The sequence below is a fragment of the Staphylococcus argenteus genome, assembly GCF_000236925.1.
In the GTDB taxonomy this organism is placed as follows: domain Bacteria; phylum Bacillota; class Bacilli; order Staphylococcales; family Staphylococcaceae; genus Staphylococcus; species Staphylococcus argenteus.
In genome coordinates, this window is record NC_016941.1 from 1,180,451 (window position 1) to 1,198,516 (window position 18,066).

Consider the following 18,066-nt stretch of genomic DNA (forward strand, 5'->3'; position numbering starts at 1 on the left):
AGTGCGTCAAATTAATAGTAGTCAAGTGAAATGTTATTTAAAAAAAGTGTAGATATTAATATAGAAAAACTGTGTCAACTAAAAGAAATAAAACCATACATACACAACATTTATATCTTTTGAAATGATGATTTATATATTAATGTTTCAGTCTTTGATATAATAAATGCAGTAAATTTAATCGAGAGGTGCCATTTTGAAGACAGGTCGAATTGTGAAATCAATTAGTGGGGTATATCAAGTGGACGTTAATGGCGAACGTTTCAATACAAAACCACGTGGATTATTTAGAAAGAAAAAATTTTCACCGGTTGTTGGAGATATTGTAGATTTTGATGTGCAGAACGTTAATGAAGGTTATATTCATCATGTTCATGAACGTCAAAACGAATTAAAAAGACCACCTGTAAGTAATATTAATACATTAGTTATAGTAATGAGTGCGGTTGAACCAAATTTTTCAACACAATTATTAGATAGGTTTTTAGTCATTGCTCACTCATATCATTTAAATGCAAGAATATTAGTTACCAAAAAAGATATTGCGTCAATGGAAAAGCAACACGAAATCAATACATTATTAAAAATATACGAGGATATTGGTTACGAGACTGAATTTATTGGTAATGATGATGACCGTAAAAAGGTAGTGGAAGCATGGCCTGCTGGACTTATAGTGTTAAGTGGACAGTCGGGTGTTGGAAAATCTACATTTTTAAACCACTATCGTCCAGAACTAAACCTTGAAACAAATGATATTTCTAAGTCATTAAACCGAGGAAAGCATACCACAAGACATGTTGAATTATTTGAACGTCAGAATGGTTATATTGCTGATACGCCAGGTTTCAGTGCATTAGACTTTGAACATATAGATAAAGACGATGTTAAGTATTATTTTCTTGAATTGAATCGATACGGGGAAAAGTGTAAATTTAGAAATTGCAACCATATTAAAGAACCTAATTGTAATGTTAAGAAGCAATTGGAACAAGGTAACATTGCCCAATTTAGGTACGACCATTACTTACAATTATTTAATGAAATTTCAAATAGAAAGGTTAGATATTAAATGACAAAACTATTTCCATCATTATTATCTGTTGATTTTTTGAATCTACAACATGAGTTGAACAAACTTGAAGAAGCAGGCGTTGACGGTGTTCATTTTGATGTTATGGATGGTCAATTTGTACCAAATATATCCATTGGATTACCTATTTTGGATGCCGTAAGAAAAGGTACGTCATTACCTATTGATGTCCATTTAATGATTGAAAACCCGGAAAATTATATTGCATCCTTTGTGGAACATGGTGCTGATATGATTTCCATTCATGTAGAATCAACACCACATATCCACCGTGCAATTCAAATGATTAAGCATTTGAATAAAAAAGCAGGCGTAGTTATTAATCCAGGAACACCAGTTGCAATAATTGAACCTATTTTAGATATTGTTGATTATGTGTTGGTAATGACTGTAAATCCAGGTTTTGGAGGTCAATCATTTATTACTCAATGTGTCGAAAAAATTGCTCATCTAAATGCAATTAAAATGGAGCGTCAGTTAAATTTTGAAATAGAGGTTGATGGTGGCGTTAATAATGATACAGCAAAAGTTTGTATTGATAATGGAGCAACGGTGTTAGTTACAGGTTCTTTTTTCTTTAACCAAAATGATTATAAAAAAGTCACACAACAATTGAAAGGTTGAGTGCATATGCATATTAATTTATTATGTTCTGAACGACACTTACCTCAAGATATTTGGGTTAAACATATCGGCGAAAAATGGGGCGGTGTTGATAGAGGAGCATTGATTTTACTAAAACATCAAATTACACCATTTTTTTCAGTAGGTGATTTTGATTCAGTTAGTAATAAAGAACGACAACTTTTAACAGAACAATTAGAAATTAAACCAGTTCAAGCTGAAAAAGCAGATACAGATTTAGCATTAGCTGTAGATAAAGCAGTAGCACTTGGATTTGATAGTATTACAATTTTTGGGGCTACTGGTGGGCGTCTTGATCATTTTTTTGGAGCGGTGCAATTATTATTAAAAAAAGCATATTATAAAAAAGATGTACACATTAAGCTTGTGGATCAGCAAAATAAAATTGTATTGTTGCCTAAGGGACAATATCAAGTTGAAAAAGACACTAGTTATCCATATATTTCATTTATTCCAATGACTGATGATGTGGAATTGTCATTGTCAGGCTTCAAATATAACTTAACAAGACAAATGCTGAATATTGGTTCAACATTAACAATTTCAAATGAAGTAGAGAATGCGCAAGCAATGATTAATGTTCATGAAGGATTATTGTTACAAATTAGAAGTGCTGATTTGAAGGAGTAGTTTTAAGGTCGTTGTTAATTAGAAGTATGTAATGAAATGACGTTAATGTAAATTTAGATTTAATGCATAGTGAGTATTGAGTTGCTAAGTGAAAATAATAAATCACGCTGTAATATATGAAGATTACGGCGTGATTTATTTATAGTTAATCTATTACTCCAAATAAAAAAGAACTGAAAGGTTGAGCTTTCAGTCCTAAAGTAAATGTGTCCTCCACATAAGGTCACATTTTAATGTGCATTATATTTATTAAACTCTAGTTACTTTACCAGATTTTAAAGCACGTGCAGAAACCCAAACTTTTTTAGGTTTACCGTCAACTAGGATTCTAACTTTTTGAAGGTTAGCGTTCCATCTACGTTTTGTAGAGTTTAAAGCGTGTGAACGTCTGTTACCAGTCGAAGCTTTACGACCTGTTACGAAACATTGTTTACCCATATGAGTACCTCCTTTAATAAATATAAATACACATAACTACTTATATACTTAATAAAGATAGCATAATCTCATATGAAAAACAATCAATAATTTTCACATAAAAGTCAAAAATACTGACTTTTGTGATATAATTGTAGACTGTGAAGTTATGTAGTATGATATTTTAGAGAAATAACAGAATGTAACAATTAAACTTTTTATTTAATGATACTACATTTATTAATAAGAACTGCTTAAGGACATATAACATGCGATGGAATTTAATCATTGTAAAATAGGCAATCCAAACGTCAGTCATTATATTAAGTTTCTATACATTGGAATAATACGGACGAATTTTCAATGAAACTTAGAGAATTTATGACTACGCTAAGTGGTAAAATTTTAAAAGTGAATTAGGGAAATTGAAAAATCAACTTTGAAATTTAGGAGGGACAAAGATATGACATTAGAGATTTCAAATGACTACGGCAAAATTGATATTTCAAACGAAGTGATTGCTTCGGTTGTAGGTGGAAAGGCCGTTGAATGTTATGGTATTGTAGGAATGGCATCTAGACAACAAGTTAGAGCTGGTATTGCAGAAATATTGGGACATGAAAACTACGCAAAAGGTATTAAAGTAACGGAAAATAATGGTGTAGTTGATATAGATATGTACATCATTGTTAGTTACGGTGTGAAAATATCTGAAGTTGCCAATAATGTTCAATCAACAGTGAAATATACTTTGGAAAAATCACTTAATGTATCAGTAAATTCAATCAATATATATGTACAAGGTGTACGTGTGAATAATACAGGCAAGAAAATTTAGGAGGACAACTTGAAATGATTAGCAAAATTAATGGTAAATTATTTGCCGACATGATTATACAAGGGGCACAAAATTTATCTAACAATGCAGATTTCGTAGATTCATTAAATGTGTATCCAGTGCCAGATGGTGATACAGGAACTAATATGAATCTTACTATGACTTCAGGTCGTGAAGAAGTAGAGAATAATTTATCAAAAAATATCGGTGAATTAGGTAAAACATTCTCAAAAGGTTTACTAATGGGTGCAAGAGGTAACTCTGGTGTCATCTTGTCACAATTATTCAGAGGATTTTGTAAAAATATTGAAAGTGAATCTGAAATTAATTCAAAATTATTAGCTGAAAGTTTTCAAGCTGGTGTAGAAACAGCATATAAAGCAGTAATGAAACCTGTTGAAGGGACGATATTAACTGTCGCTAAAGATGCAGCGCATGCAGCAGTTGAAAAAGCACAAAACACTGAGGACTGCATTGAATTAATGGCTTATATTATTGATAAAGCTAATGAATCTCTTGAAAATACACCAAACTTATTGGCAGTGCTAAAAGAAGTTGGAGTCGTTGATAGTGGTGGTAAAGGATTACTATGTGTTTATGAAGGTTTCTTAAAAGCACTTAAAGGTGAAAAAGTAGAAGCGAAAGTTGAGAAACTTGATAAAGATGAATTTGTACATGATGAGCATGACTTCCATGGTGTAATTAACACTGAAGATATCATCTATGGTTATTGTACTGAAATGATGGTTCGTTTCGGTAAAAATAAAAAAGCATTTGATGAACAAGAATTCAGACAAGATATGAGTCAATTTGGTGATTCATTACTAGTAATTAATGATGATGAAATCGTAAAAGTTCATGTGCATACAGAACACCCAGGTGATGTGTTTAATTATGGTCAACAATATGGTGAATTAATTAAACTTAAAGTTGAAAATATGAGAGAACAACATCGTGAAGTAATTAGAAAAGAACAACATACAACTAAGCCAGAAATGGAAACAGTTGAAACAGCCATCATTACTATTTCTATGGGTGAAGGTATTTCAGAAATATTTAAATCAATGGGCGCAACACATATTATTAGTGGTGGGCAAACAATGAATCCATCTACTGAAGATATCGTCAAAGTTATCGAACAATCACAATGTAAACGCGCTATCATTTTACCAAACAATAAAAATATTTTAATGGCAAGTGAACAAGCTGCAAGTATTGTAGATGCAGAAGCGGTAGTGATTCCAACTAAATCAATTCCACAAGGTATAAGTGCATTATTCCAATACGATGTGGATGCATCTCTTGAAGACAATAAAATGCAAATGACTGAAGCAGTTAATGCTGTTAAATCGGGTTCTTTAACGTATGCTGTGCGCGATACGAAAATCGACGGTGTTGAGATTAAAAAGGATGCATTCATGGGCTTGATTGAAGACAAGATTGTAAGTAGTCAAAGTGACCAATTTGCAACAATTTCTGAATTATTAAATGTAATGTTAGCTGAAGATAGTGAGATACTAACTGTCATTATTGGGCAAGATGCGGATAAAGCAGTGACAGATGAAATGCTAAATTGGGTTGAAGAACAATATCCTGATGTTGAAGTAGAAGTTCATGAAGGTGGACAACCAATTTATCAATATTTCTTTTCAGTTGAATAAAAATAAATTAAAAAACTACCGACAATAAAAAGTGTTGGTAGTTTTTTATTTATAATTTGAATATGAAATGACATAGTTGATAGTCAATAAAAATATCATGTTTAACTTGGACATGATAAAATAAAGTACATATTTAGTGAACGGAAAATCAAACTAAACATAGGTGATTCATTTTGGCGAAAGTTAATTTAATAGAAAGTCCATATAGTTTAAGAGAACTTAAAGGTATAGGACCTAAAAAGATAGAAGTTTTACAACAATTAAATATACATACAGTAGAAGACCTCGTTTTGTATTTGCCAACAAGATATGAAGATAATACAGTCATTGATTTAAACCAAGCTGAAGATCAAGCAACTGTTAATATTGTAGGGCAAGTATATACTGCACCAATAGTGGCATTTTTTGGAAGAAATAAATCAAAATTAACCGTTCATTTAATGGTTAATAACATTGCGGTCAAGTGTATATTTTTCAATCAACCATACTTAAAAAAGAAAATCGAATTAAATCAAACAATAACAGTAAAAGGTAAATGGAATAGAGTTAAACAAGAAATTACTGGCAATAGAGTATTCTTCAATTCGGAATCTGTTCAATCTCCGGAAAATTCGGATATTCAGCTTGAACCGGTTTATCGCATTAAAGAAGGTATTAAACAGAAGCAATTGAGAGATCAAATCAGACAAGCATTAAGTGATGTAACGATTCATGAATGGTTAACAGATGAGTTGAGAGAGAAGTATAAACTAGAAACATTAGATTTTACATTGAATACTTTACATCATCCTAAAAACAAGTCGGAATTATTACGTGCTCGTAGAACCTATGCTTTCACAGAGTTGTTTTTATTCGAATTACGTATGCAATGGCTTAACAGATTAGAAAAGTCATCCGATGATGCGATTGAAATTGATTACGATTTAAATGAAGTGAAAGCGTTTATAGAACGATTGCCTTTTGAACTTACGGATGCTCAAAAATCCAGTGTGAATGAAATATTCAGAGATTTGAAAGCGCCAATACGCATGCATCGTTTACTTCAAGGTGATGTGGGTTCTGGGAAAACGGTTGTTGCAGCAATTTGCATGTATGCATTGAAAACTGCTGGATATCAATCAGCATTAATGGTTCCGACTGAAATTTTAGCTGAACAACATGCTGAAAGCTTGATTTCTTTGTTTGGTGATTCTATGAATGTAGCGTTACTTACTGGGTCTGTTAAAGGTAAGAAACGTAAAATTCTTTTAGAACAACTTGAAAATGGTACGATCGATTGTTTAATTGGAACCCATGCATTGATTCAAGATGATGTTATTTTTCAAAATGTCGGATTGGTAATAACTGATGAACAACATCGTTTTGGTGTGAACCAACGCCAACTTTTAAGAGAAAAAGGTGCCATGACAAATGTCTTATTTATGACCGCTACACCTATTCCAAGAACATTAGCAATTTCAGTGTTTGGTGAAATGGACGTATCATCAATTAAACAACTGCCAAAAGGACGTAAACCTATTATTACAACATGGGCAAAGCATGAGCAATATGATAAAGTCTTGATGCAGATGACTGCAGAATTGAAAAAAGGTCGACAGGCATATGTTATTTGTCCTCTTATAGAAAGTTCTGAGCACCTCGAAGATGTTCAAAATGTTGTGGCTTTATTTGAATCATTGCAACAATATTATGGAGTGTCACGTGTAGGTCTACTACACGGAAAATTATCTGCAGATGAAAAAGATGATGTTATGCAAAAATTTAGTAATCATGAGATTGATATTTTAGTATCTACAACAGTAGTCGAAGTAGGTGTTAATGTGCCAAATGCTACTTTTATGATGATTTATGATGCTGATCGATTTGGATTATCTACTTTGCATCAGTTGAGAGGTCGTGTAGGAAGAAGTGATCAACAAAGTTATTGTGTTTTAATAGCATCACCTAAAACTGAAACAGGTATCGAAAGAATGACGATTATGACACAAACAACAGATGGTTTTGAGCTGAGTGAGCGCGATTTAGAAATGCGAGGGCCAGGTGATTTCTTTGGTGTTAAACAAAGTGGTTTGCCAGACTTTTTAGTCGCTAATTTAGTTGAAGATTATCGCATGTTAGAAGTTGCTCGTGATGAAGCGGCAGAACTGATTCATTCTGGTGTATTCTTTGAAAATACGTATCAACATTTGCGTCATTTTATTGAGGAGAATTTATTACATCGAAGTTTTGACTAATTGTTATAAATTTGTAGAATTTCTATGGAATTCTCTGTGTTGGGGCCCACCCCAACTTGCATTGTTTGTAGAATTTCTTTTCGAAATTCTCTGTGTTGGGGCCCCGCCAACTACTACCTATATAACATTTTAGTTCCTTAAACTTTGTGACTTATTAAAAATGGTTTCAGAGATGAGTATACACACATTATTTTAAATATGTGATAAGTTGTTTTTAAAATGCTAAGTGCAACACTTCGTTATTTGAGTGATATGACACTGGAACTATTTGAATGTAAAGTGGTATTTTAACAATTTATAAATTTTCGACTAAATAATAACTAAATATTACAGTTATTTGTTGAGTGATTTAAATAGAAAGTGTTATGATATGTGAGGAATGTTTAAGACTAGGTACTAAAAAATGAGGGGTGAGACGTTGAAACTAAAGAAAGACAAACGTAGAGAAGCAATCAGACAACAAATTGATAGCAATCCCTTCATCACAGATCATGAACTAAGCGATTTATTTAATGTTAGTATTCAAACAATTCGTTTAGATCGTACTTTTTTAAACATCCCTGAATTAAGGAAGCGCATTAAATTAGTTGCTGAAAAAAATTATGACCAAATAAGTTCAATTGAAGAACAAGAATTTATTGGTGATTTGATTCAAGTCAATCCAAACGACAAAGCGCAATCGATATTAGATATTACATCGGATTCTGTTTTTCATAAATCTGGAATTGCGCGTGGACATGTATTATTCGCTCAAGCCAATTCATTATGTGTTGCACTTATAAAGCAACCAACTGTTTTGACACATGAAAGTACTATTCAATTTATTGAAAAAGTTAAATTAAATGATACAGTGAGAGCGGAAGCACAAGTTGTAAATCAAACAACGAAACATTATTACGTCGAAGTAAAGTCATATGTTAAACATAAATTAGTTTTCAAAGGAAATTTTAAAATGTTTTATGATAAGCGAGGATAAAAATATGGTTAAATTAGCAATTGATATGATGGGTGGCGACAACGCGCCTGATATCGTATTAGAAGCGGTACAAAAGGCTGTCGAAGATTTTAAAGATTTAGAAATTATATTATTCGGTGATAAAGCGAAATATACTTTGAATCATGAGCGAATCGAATTTAGACATTGTTCTGAAAAGATTGAAATGGAAGATGAACCTGTTAGGGCAATTAAACGTAAAAAAGATAGTTCAATGGTGAAAATGGCTGAAGCTGTAAAATCAGGTGAGGCAGATGGATGTGTTTCAGCAGGTAATACAGGTGCTTTGATGTCAGCTGGTTTATTCATTGTCGGTCGTATCAAAGGTGTCGCAAGACCGGCATTAGTTGTAACTTTGCCGACAATCGATGGTAAAGGTTTTGTCTTTTTAGACGTTGGCGCCAATGCAGATGCTAAGCCAGAACATTTATTACAATATGCTCAATTAGGTAATATTTATGCTCAAAAGATTAGAGGTATTAATAATCCAAAAATTTCTTTATTAAACATAGGCACTGAACCAGCAAAAGGTAATAGTTTAACGAAAAAATCTTATTCGCTATTAGATCAAGAAGACACATTAAATTTTGTTGGAAACATTGAAGCGAAAACATTAATGGATGGCGATACTGATGTTGTAGTTACAGATGGCTATACAGGAAACATGGTACTTAAAAATTTAGAAGGTACTGCAAAATCAATTGGCAAAATGTTGAAAGATACCATTATGAGTAGTACTAAAAATAAAATAGCAGGAGCAATTTTGAAAAAAGATTTAGATGCATTTGCTAAAAAAATGGATTACTCAGAATATGGTGGTTCAGTACTTTTAGGATTAGAAGGAACCGTAGTAAAAGCGCATGGTAGTTCTAATGCAAAAGCTTTTTATTCTGCAATTAGACAAGCGAAAATCGCTGGAGAGCAAAATATTGTTCGAACAATGAAAGAGACTGTAGGTGAATCAAATGGGTAAAACAGCAATTATTTTTCCAGGACAAGGTGCCCAAAAAGTTGGTATGGCACAAGATTTATATAACAACAATGAACTAGCAACTGAAATTTTAACTTCAGCAGCAAATACATTAGATTTTGATATTTTAGAGACGATGTTTACTGATGAAGATGGCAAATTAGGTGAAACAGAAAACACACAACCAGCTTTATTAACACATAGTTCTGCATTATTGGTAGCACTTAGAAATTTGAATCCAGATTATACTATGGGGCATAGTTTAGGTGAGTATTCAAGTTTAGTTGCAGCTAATGTATTATCATTTGAAGATGCAGTTAAAATTGTTAGAAAACGCGGTCAATTAATGGCACAAGCATTTCCAACTGGCGTAGGTAGCATGGCAGCTGTGTTGGGCTTAGATTACAAAGAAGTTGATAATATATGCAAATCGTTATCAACAGAAGATATGATCATCGAACCAGCAAATATAAATTGTCCAGGACAAATTGTTGTTTCAGGTCACAAAGAATTAATTGATGAACTTGTTGAAAAAGGTAAATCTTTAGGCGCAAAACGTGTGATGCCTCTTGCGGTTTCAGGGCCATTCCATTCTTCGTTAATGAAAGTTATTGAAGAAGACTTTTTAAATTATATTAATCAATTCGAATGGAACGATGCAAAGTTTCCTGTAGTTCAAAATGTAAACGCTCAAGGTGAGACGGATAAAGAAGTAATTAAATTGAACATGGTAAAACAACTATATTCACCAGTACAATTTATTAAATCGACTGAATGGTTAATAGATCAAGGTGTTGATCATTTCATTGAGATAGGTCCTGGTAAAGTTTTATCTGGCTTAATTAAAAAAATAAATAGAGATGTTAAATTAACATCTATTCAAACTTTAGAAGATGTGAAAGGATGGAATGAAAATGACTAAAAGTGCTTTAGTAACAGGAGCATCAAGAGGTATTGGACGTAGTATAGCGTTACAATTAGCAGAAGAAGGATATAATGTAGCAGTAAACTATGCAGGCAGCAAAGAGAAAGCTGAAGCAGTAGTCGAAGAAATTAAAGCTAAAGGTGTAGACAGTTTTGCAATTCAAGCAAATGTTGCTGATGCCGATGAAGTGAAAGCAATGATTAAAGAAGTGGTGAGTCAATTTGGCTCTTTAGATGTTTTAGTAAATAATGCCGGTATTACGCGTGATAATTTATTAATGCGTATGAAAGAACAAGAGTGGGATGATGTTATTGACACGAACTTAAAAGGTGTATTTAATTGCATCCAAAAAGCAACACCTCAGATGTTAAGACAACGTAGTGGAGCAATTATTAACTTATCAAGTGTTGTTGGTGCTGTAGGTAATCCTGGACAAGCTAATTATGTTGCTACTAAAGCGGGTGTAATTGGATTAACAAAATCTGCAGCGCGTGAATTAGCTTCACGTGGTATTACAGTTAACGCTGTAGCTCCTGGATTTATTGTTTCTGATATGACAGATGCATTAAGTGATGAGTTAAAAGAACAAATGCTTACGCAAATTCCATTAGCTCGTTTCGGGCAAGATACTGATATTGCCAACACTGTTGCATTCTTAGCATCAGATAAAGCGAAATATATTACTGGACAAACTATTCATGTAAATGGCGGTATGTTCATGTAATATATTTGAGCTAAAGCTCATTGACGCAGTAGCTGACTGGTCATCCAAAGGAGAATTGCCTGACCTAGTCAACTTTGCGGGGGAAATTCTAAGCAACCTAGATAAGGTTCCAGAATTTCTCCCTAAGAAACAGTAATCAATAAAATTGATAACTGGTCAGAGGAATACCTGAGCTAAAGCTCATGCATAAGAAACAGTAATCATTAAAAATGATAACTGGTCAGAGGAACACTTGAGCTAAAGCTCATGCATAAGAAACAGTAATCAATAAAATTGATAACTGATCAGAGGAACACCTGAGCTAAAGCTCAAGGAAAAGATGCAGTAATCAATAAAATTGATAACTGGTCAAAGGAACACTTGAGCTAAAGCTCAAGGAAAAGATGCAGTAATCAATAAAATTGAAAACTGATCAGAGGAATACCTGAGCTAAAGCTCATGCATAAGAAACAGTAATCAATAAAATTGATAACTGTTTCTAAAATTTCTACTTGTTTTTTAGAATTTAAAATGGGAAAATATAGTAGTCTATGTATAGGCATTTTTAAAGGAGGTGAATCGACGTGGAAAATTTCGATAAAGTAAAAGATATCATCGTTGACCGTTTAGGTGTAGACGCTGATAAAGTAACTGAAGATGCATCTTTCAAAGATGATTTAGGCGCTGACTCACTTGATATCGCTGAATTAGTAATGGAATTAGAAGACGAGTTTGGTACTGAAATTCCTGATGAAGAAGCTGAAAAAATCAACACTGTTGGTGATGCTGTTAAATTTATTAACAGTCTTGAAAAATAATAAATCTTACATCTGGGTCGTCAGTATTGTCGACTCAGTTTTTTTCTTTAATTATCAATAGTTTTAACGTAAAATTAAAGATGATTCGAGAGCAATACATAAAGGAGATAATGAAATGTCTAAACAAAAGAAAAGTGAGATAGTAAATCGTTTTAGAAAGCGCTTTGATACTAAAATGACAGAATTAGGCTTTACTTATCATAATATTGATTTATACCAACAAGCATTTTCACATTCAAGTTTTATTAATGATTTTAATATGAATCGCTTAGATCACAACGAACGTTTAGAATTTTTGGGTGATGCGGTATTAGAATTGACGGTTTCACGATATTTATTTGATAAACACCCTAACTTGCCGGAAGGGAATTTAACAAAAATGCGTGCCACTATTGTATGTGAGCCCTCACTTGTAATATTTGCGAATAAAATTGGATTAAACGAAATGATTTTACTTGGGAAAGGTGAAGAAAAAACCGGTGGACGTACACGACCATCATTAATTTCTGATGCATTTGAAGCATTTATAGGTGCCATGTACTTAGATCAAGGATTAGATGTGGTTTGGCGCTTTGCTGAGAAAGTTATTTTCCCGCATGTAGAACAAAATGAATTATTAGGTGTTGTTGATTTTAAAACGCAATTTCAAGAATATGTACATCAACAAAATAAAGGTGATGTAACATATAACCTGATTAAAGAAGAAGGTCCTGCACATCATCGATTATTTACATCTGAAGTTATCTTGCAAGGACAAGCAATAGCTGAAGGTAAAGGGAAAACAAAAAAAGAATCAGAGCAACGTGCTGCTGAAAGCGCATATAAACAATTAAAACAAATAAAATAATGTGTGAATAGATATTAAAAAAGGGTTTATGAAAGAATTTTTTATATTTTATTGAACAACTGTGTTATAAACTTTACATAAATGAATTAAAACTTGCACATGTTCTATAAAATAGTGATAAGGAGTTAAGAATGGTTTATTTAAAATCAATAGATGCCATTGGATTTAAATCTTTTGCAGATCAAACGAATGTACAATTTGATAAAGGTGTTACTGCAATAGTTGGTCCAAATGGAAGTGGTAAAAGTAATATTACAGATGCCATTAAATGGGTATTGGGTGAACAATCAGCAAAATCACTACGTGGTTCTAAAATGGAAGATATAATTTTTTCAGGAGCAGAACACCGTAAGGCCCAAAATTATGCTGAAGTACAATTAAGACTAGATAATCATTCTAACAAGCTCAGCGTTGATGAAAATGAAGTTGTTGTCACAAGAAGATTATATCGCAGCGGTGAAAGTGAGTACTACTTAAATAATGATCGTGCAAGGTTAAAAGATATTGCCGATTTATTTTTAGATTCTGGATTGGGTAAAGAAGCTTATAGTATTATATCTCAAGGTAGAGTCGATGAGATACTTAATGCGAAACCAATTGATAGACGTCAAATTATTGAAGAATCAGCAGGAGTGCTTAAATACAAAAAGCGTAAAGCTGAATCATTAAATAAATTGGATCAAACTGAGGATAATTTAACTAGGGTTGAAGATATTTTATACGATTTAGAAGGTCGTGTAGAACCACTTAAAGAAGAGGCGACAGTTGCAAAAGAATATAAAACACTTTCACAACAAATGAAGCATAGCGACATCGTTGTAACAGTGCATGATATCGATCAATATACTAATGATAATCAACAATTAGATCAACGTTTAAATGATTTAAAAGGTCAACAAGCTGCAAAAGAATCGGATAAACAAAGTCTAAGCCAGAAAATCCAACAATATAAAGGTGAACGCCAGCAAATTGATAACGATGTTGAGTCGATGAACTATCAATTAGTAAAAGCGACTGAAGCATTTGAAAAATACACTGGTCAGTTAAATGTTTTGGAAGAGCGAAAGAAGAATCAATCTGAAACAAATGCTCGTTATGAAGAGGAACAAGAAAATTTAAATGAGCTTTTGGAAAATATAATAAATGAACAGACAGAAGCCAAAAGCACTCTTGAAACTTTAAAAGCGAAACAAAAAGAACTTAATGGTATTATTCGTCAATTAGAAGAACAGTTATATATTTCTGATGAAGCGCATGATGAAAAATTAGAAGAAATTAAAAATGAATACTACACTTTAATGTCTGAACAATCTGATGTTAATAATGATATTCGCTTTTTAAAACATACAATCGAAGAAAATGAAGCTAAAAAATCAAGACTTGATTCTCGATTAGTTGAAGTTTTTGAACAATTAAAAGAAATTCAGGGTCAAATTGAAACAACGAAAAAGGACTATCAGAAAGTTAGCAAAGAATTAGCTATCGTTGATAAAGAAATTAAAGACATAGAAAAAGCACTAACTGATACTAAAAAATCGCAAAATGAATATGAAGAGAAATTATATCAAGCGTATCGATATACTGAAAAAATGAAAACGCGTATTGATAGTTTAGCTACACAAGAAGAGGAGTATACGTATTTCTTTAATGGTGTTAAACATATTTTAAAAGCTAAACATAAAGATTTGAAAGGTATTCATGGTGCAGTTGCTGAAATTATTGATGTACCCTCAAAATTAACACAAGCAATAGAGACAGCGTTAGGTGCATCTTTGCAACATATTATTGTTGATTCGGAAAAAGACGGACGTAATGCTATTCAATTTTTAAAAGAGCGTAACTTAGGCCGTGCAACGTTCTTACCATTAAATGTAATTCAAAGTAGAGTAATTGCAACGGAAATTAAATCGATTGCGAGTAATACTGACGGATTTATTAGTATCGCTTCGGAGGCTGTGAAAGTAGCTCCTGAATATCAAAATATAATCGGGAATTTATTAGGAAATACAATTATTGTTGATCACTTAAAGCATGCAAATGAATTGGCTCGTGCGATTAAATATCGAACACGTATCGTTACACTTGAAGGTGATATTGTAAATCCAGGTGGTTCTATGACAGGTGGTGGAGCTCGAAAATCTAAGAGTATCTTGTCGCAAAAAGATGAGCTGACTACTATGAGGAGTCAATTAGAAGACTATTTACGTCAAACTGAGTCATTTGAACAACAATTTAAAGATTTAAAAACAAAAAGCGATCAATTAAGTGAACAATATTTTGAAAAAAGTCAAAAACATAATGTTTTAAAAGAGCAAGTCCATCATTTAGAAATGGAACTTGACCGATTAACAACTCAAGAAACACAAATAAAAAATGATCATGAAGAGTTTGAATTTGAAAAAAATGATGGTTATACAAGTGATAAGAGTCGTCAAACTTTAAGTGAAAAAGAAGCACAATTAGAAAGTATTAAAGTATCATTAAAACGTTTAGAGGATGAAATTGAACGTTATACTAAACTTTCTAAGGAAGGTAAAGAAAGTGTTACAAAAACACAACAATCATTGCACCAAAAACAATCTGATTTAGCTGTTGTAAAAGAGCGAATTAAAGCACAACAACAAACAATTGAACGGTTAAATAATCAACATCAACAAACGAAGCATCAATTAAAAGAAGTTAAAGAAAAAATTGAATTCTTTAATTCTGACGAAGTAATGGGTGAACAAGCTTTTCAAAATATTAAAGATCAAATTAATGGTCAACAAGAAACAAGAACACGTTTATCAGATGAATTAGACAAATTAAAACAGCAGCGTATTGACTTGAATGCACAAATTGACACTCAAGAAGCAATGTTGCAAGAATGCCATCAAGATATTTTATCGATAGAGAATCACTATCAAGATATTAAAGCCGAGCAATCTAAACTAGATGTCCTGATTCACCATGCAATGGATCATCTAAATGATGAATATCAATTAACAGTTGAACGCGCTAAAGCTGAATATGTAAGTGAAGAGTCGATTGATACTTTGCGTAAAAAAGTAAAATTAATGAAGATGTCTATTGAAGAGTTAGGACCTGTGAATTTGAATGCAATTGAACAATTTGAAGAATTGAATGAACGCTATACATTTTTAAGCGAACAACGTACAGATCTTCGTAAAGCCAAAGAAACGTTAGAGCAAATCATTAATGAAATGGACCAAGAAGTTACGGAGCGTTTTAAAGAAACATTCCATGCGATTCAAGGACATTTTACTACTGTTTTCAAACAATTGTTTGGCGGTGGTCAAGCAGAATTACAATTGACAGAATCTGATTATTTAACTGCGGGTATTGATATTGTAGTTCAGCCACCAGGTAAAAAATTACAACATTTGTCATTATTAAGTGGCGGTGAACGTGCATTAACGGCAATAGCCCTTTTATTTGCCATTTTAAAAGTAAGATCTGCACCTTTTGTTATACTAGATGAAGTTGAAGCGGCATTGGATGAAGCAAACGTCATCAGATATGCGAAATACTTAAATGAATTGTCAGATGAAACACAATTCATAGTAATTACACACCGTAAAGGGACGATGGAATTTGCAGATAGATTATATGGTGTAACAATGCAAGAATCGGGTGTAACTAAACTTGTTAGTGTGAATTTAAATACAATAGATGATGTGTTGAAGGAGGAGCAATCATGAGCTTTTTTAAACGCTTAAAAGATAAGTTTGCTACAAATAAAGAAAATGAAGAAGTAAAATCATTAAATGAGGAACAAAGTCAAGATAAAGTAGATGATACACGTTCAAATGATTCAACACAGGACGTAAATGAAGTTGAAGAAACAGTTGAAGTGAAAAAGAAGCCTAGAAAATTAAGTGAAGCGGACTTTGATGATGATGGTTTAATTTCGATTGAAGATTTTGAAGAAATTGAAGCTCAAAAAATGGGCGCTAAATTTAAAGCAGGACTTGAAAAATCACGTCAAAACTTCCAAGAGCAATTAAATAACTTAATTGCTAGATACCGTAAAGTAGATGAGGACTTTTTTGAAGCTTTAGAAGAAATGCTAATTACAGCAGATGTAGGCTTTAATACTGTAATGACATTAACTGAAGAACTACGTATGGAAGCACAACGAAGAAACATTCAAGATACTGAAGATTTACGTGAAGTCATCGTCGAGAAAATTGTTGAAATTTATCATCAAGAAGACGATAATTCTGAAGCGATGAATTTAGAAGATGGTCGTTTAAATGTCATTTTAATGGTAGGTGTAAATGGTGTTGGTAAAACAACAACTATCGGGAAATTAGCTTATCGATATAAAATGGAAGGCAAAAAAGTAATGCTAGCAGCTGGTGATACATTTAGAGCTGGTGCTATTGATCAGTTGAAAGTGTGGGGCGAACGCGTCGGTGTGGACGTTATTAGTCAAAGTGAAGGTTCAGATCCAGCGGCCGTTATGTATGATGCGATTAATGCAGCTAAAAATAAAAATATTGATATCTTAATATGCGACACAGCTGGCCGTTTGCAAAACAAGACGAATCTAATGCAAGAGTTAGAAAAAGTTAAACGCGTAATTAATCGTGCTGTACCTGACGCACCACATGAAGCATTGTTATGTTTAGATGCAACTACAGGTCAAAATGCATTATCTCAAGCCAGAAACTTTAAAGAAGTTACCAATGTTACTGGGATCGTGTTAACAAAATTAGATGGTACTGCAAAAGGTGGTATTGTTTTAGCTATTCGAAATGAATTGCATATTCCTGTTAAATACGTAGGTTTAGGTGAACAATTAGATGATTTACAACCATTTAACCCAGAAAGCTATGTTTATGGTCTATTTGCGGATATGATTGAGCAAAATGAAGATATTACAACAGTTGAAGACAATAAAGATGAAGCAGACGAAAAGGATGTTCAACATGGGCCAAAATGATTTAGTTAAAACATTGCGCATGAACTATCTGTTTGACTTTTATCAATCACTATTGACGAATAAACAACGCAATTATTTAGAATTGTTTTACTTAGAAGATTATTCGTTAAGTGAAATTGCCGATACTTTTAATGTGAGTAGACAAGCAGTTTATGATAATATAAGAAGAACTGGCGATTTAGTTGAAGATTATGAAAAGAAGCTAGAATTATATCGAAAATTTGAGCAACGCCGTGATATATATGAGCAAATGAAACAACATTTAAATGATCCTGAGCAAATAAAACGTTATATTCAACAATTAGAAGACTTAGAATAGTTTAAATATAGGGAGGACAACGAT

16 protein-coding genes are annotated in these 18,066 nt (G+C 32.6%); 15 read left to right on the forward strand and 1 reads right to left on the reverse strand.

The features are described from left to right. Positions 1-196: 196 nt before the first annotated feature. From rsgA to SAMSHR1132_RS05570, 3 genes are read left to right on the forward strand one after another with little or no spacing between them, the layout of a single operon-like run. Positions 197-1,072: a ribosome small subunit-dependent GTPase A gene (gene rsgA / locus SAMSHR1132_RS05560; protein WP_000847920.1), complete on the forward strand. Its 876-nt coding sequence runs from the start codon at positions 197-199 to the stop codon at positions 1,070-1,072. Further along, complete coding sequence (gene rpe / locus SAMSHR1132_RS05565) at positions 1,073-1,717, forward strand: ribulose-phosphate 3-epimerase (RefSeq protein WP_000163638.1); 645 nt, start codon at positions 1,073-1,075, stop codon at positions 1,715-1,717. A 6-nt stretch (positions 1,718-1,723) separates the two neighbouring features. Then, entirely contained in the window at positions 1,724-2,368 is a 645-nt protein-coding gene (locus tag SAMSHR1132_RS05570) for a thiamine diphosphokinase (RefSeq protein WP_000547909.1), read from the forward strand. 249 nt (positions 2,369-2,617) lie between these two features. Here the strand turns inward: SAMSHR1132_RS05570 and rpmB are convergent, their stop codons facing one another. Next, positions 2,618-2,806 carry a 50S ribosomal protein L28 gene (gene rpmB / locus SAMSHR1132_RS05575; RefSeq protein WP_000517908.1) on the reverse strand — a complete coding sequence of 63 codons (189 nt, stop codon included), beginning with the start codon at positions 2,804-2,806 and terminating at the stop codon, positions 2,618-2,620. 442 nt (positions 2,807-3,248) lie between these two features. Between rpmB and SAMSHR1132_RS05580 the strand changes: the two genes are divergently transcribed. From SAMSHR1132_RS05580 to SAMSHR1132_RS05645, 12 genes are all read left to right on the forward strand, one after another. After that, a complete protein-coding gene (locus SAMSHR1132_RS05580) occupies positions 3,249-3,623 on the forward strand; it encodes an Asp23/Gls24 family envelope stress response protein (protein ID WP_000171417.1) in 375 nt (124 codons plus the stop codon). 14 nt (positions 3,624-3,637) lie between these two features. After that, positions 3,638-5,284: a fatty acid kinase catalytic subunit FakA gene (fakA, locus tag SAMSHR1132_RS05585; protein WP_000623893.1), complete on the forward strand. Its 1,647-nt coding sequence runs from the start codon at positions 3,638-3,640 to the stop codon at positions 5,282-5,284. Between the two features lie 173 nt (positions 5,285-5,457). Continuing rightward, a complete protein-coding gene (recG, locus tag SAMSHR1132_RS05590; protein ID WP_001151519.1) occupies positions 5,458-7,518 on the forward strand; it encodes an ATP-dependent DNA helicase RecG in 2,061 nt (686 codons plus the stop codon). A 403-nt stretch (positions 7,519-7,921) separates the two neighbouring features. Continuing rightward, the gene (fapR, locus tag SAMSHR1132_RS05600) at positions 7,922-8,494 is read left to right on the forward strand and encodes a transcription factor FapR (protein WP_072292002.1); all 573 of its coding nucleotides are present in this window, start codon (positions 7,922-7,924) and stop codon (positions 8,492-8,494) included. Between the two features lie 4 nt (positions 8,495-8,498). Beyond that, positions 8,499-9,485, forward strand: a complete 987-nt coding sequence (plsX, locus tag SAMSHR1132_RS05605; protein ID WP_000239751.1) for a phosphate acyltransferase PlsX — start codon at positions 8,499-8,501, stop codon at positions 9,483-9,485. Further along, a complete protein-coding gene (gene fabD, locus SAMSHR1132_RS05610; protein ID WP_000520536.1) occupies positions 9,478-10,404 on the forward strand; it encodes an ACP S-malonyltransferase in 927 nt (308 codons plus the stop codon). The genes plsX and fabD overlap by 8 nt, the downstream gene beginning before the upstream one ends. Next, a complete protein-coding gene (gene fabG, locus SAMSHR1132_RS05615; RefSeq protein ID WP_000167268.1) occupies positions 10,397-11,131 on the forward strand; it encodes a 3-oxoacyl-[acyl-carrier-protein] reductase in 735 nt (244 codons plus the stop codon). The genes fabD and fabG overlap by 8 nt, the downstream gene beginning before the upstream one ends. A gap of 563 nt (positions 11,132-11,694) precedes the next feature. After that, a complete protein-coding gene (locus SAMSHR1132_RS05625; protein ID WP_000426914.1) occupies positions 11,695-11,928 on the forward strand; it encodes an acyl carrier protein in 234 nt (77 codons plus the stop codon). Positions 11,929-12,043: 115 nt separating this feature from the next. Beyond that, on the forward strand, positions 12,044-12,775 hold the full coding sequence (gene rnc, locus SAMSHR1132_RS05630) for a ribonuclease III (RefSeq protein ID WP_000043235.1): 732 nt from the start codon (positions 12,044-12,046) through the stop codon (positions 12,773-12,775). A 131-nt stretch (positions 12,776-12,906) separates the two neighbouring features. Continuing rightward, entirely contained in the window at positions 12,907-16,476 is a 3,570-nt protein-coding gene (gene smc, locus SAMSHR1132_RS05635) for a chromosome segregation protein SMC (protein ID WP_000262720.1), read from the forward strand. Next, positions 16,473-17,723: a signal recognition particle-docking protein FtsY gene (gene ftsY / locus SAMSHR1132_RS05640; RefSeq protein WP_000007676.1), complete on the forward strand. Its 1,251-nt coding sequence runs from the start codon at positions 16,473-16,475 to the stop codon at positions 17,721-17,723. The genes smc and ftsY overlap by 4 nt, the downstream gene beginning before the upstream one ends. Further along, positions 17,710-18,042, forward strand: a complete 333-nt coding sequence (locus tag SAMSHR1132_RS05645) for a putative DNA-binding protein (protein ID WP_000531321.1) — start codon at positions 17,710-17,712, stop codon at positions 18,040-18,042. The genes ftsY and SAMSHR1132_RS05645 overlap by 14 nt, the downstream gene beginning before the upstream one ends. Positions 18,043-18,066 lie beyond the last annotated feature (24 nt).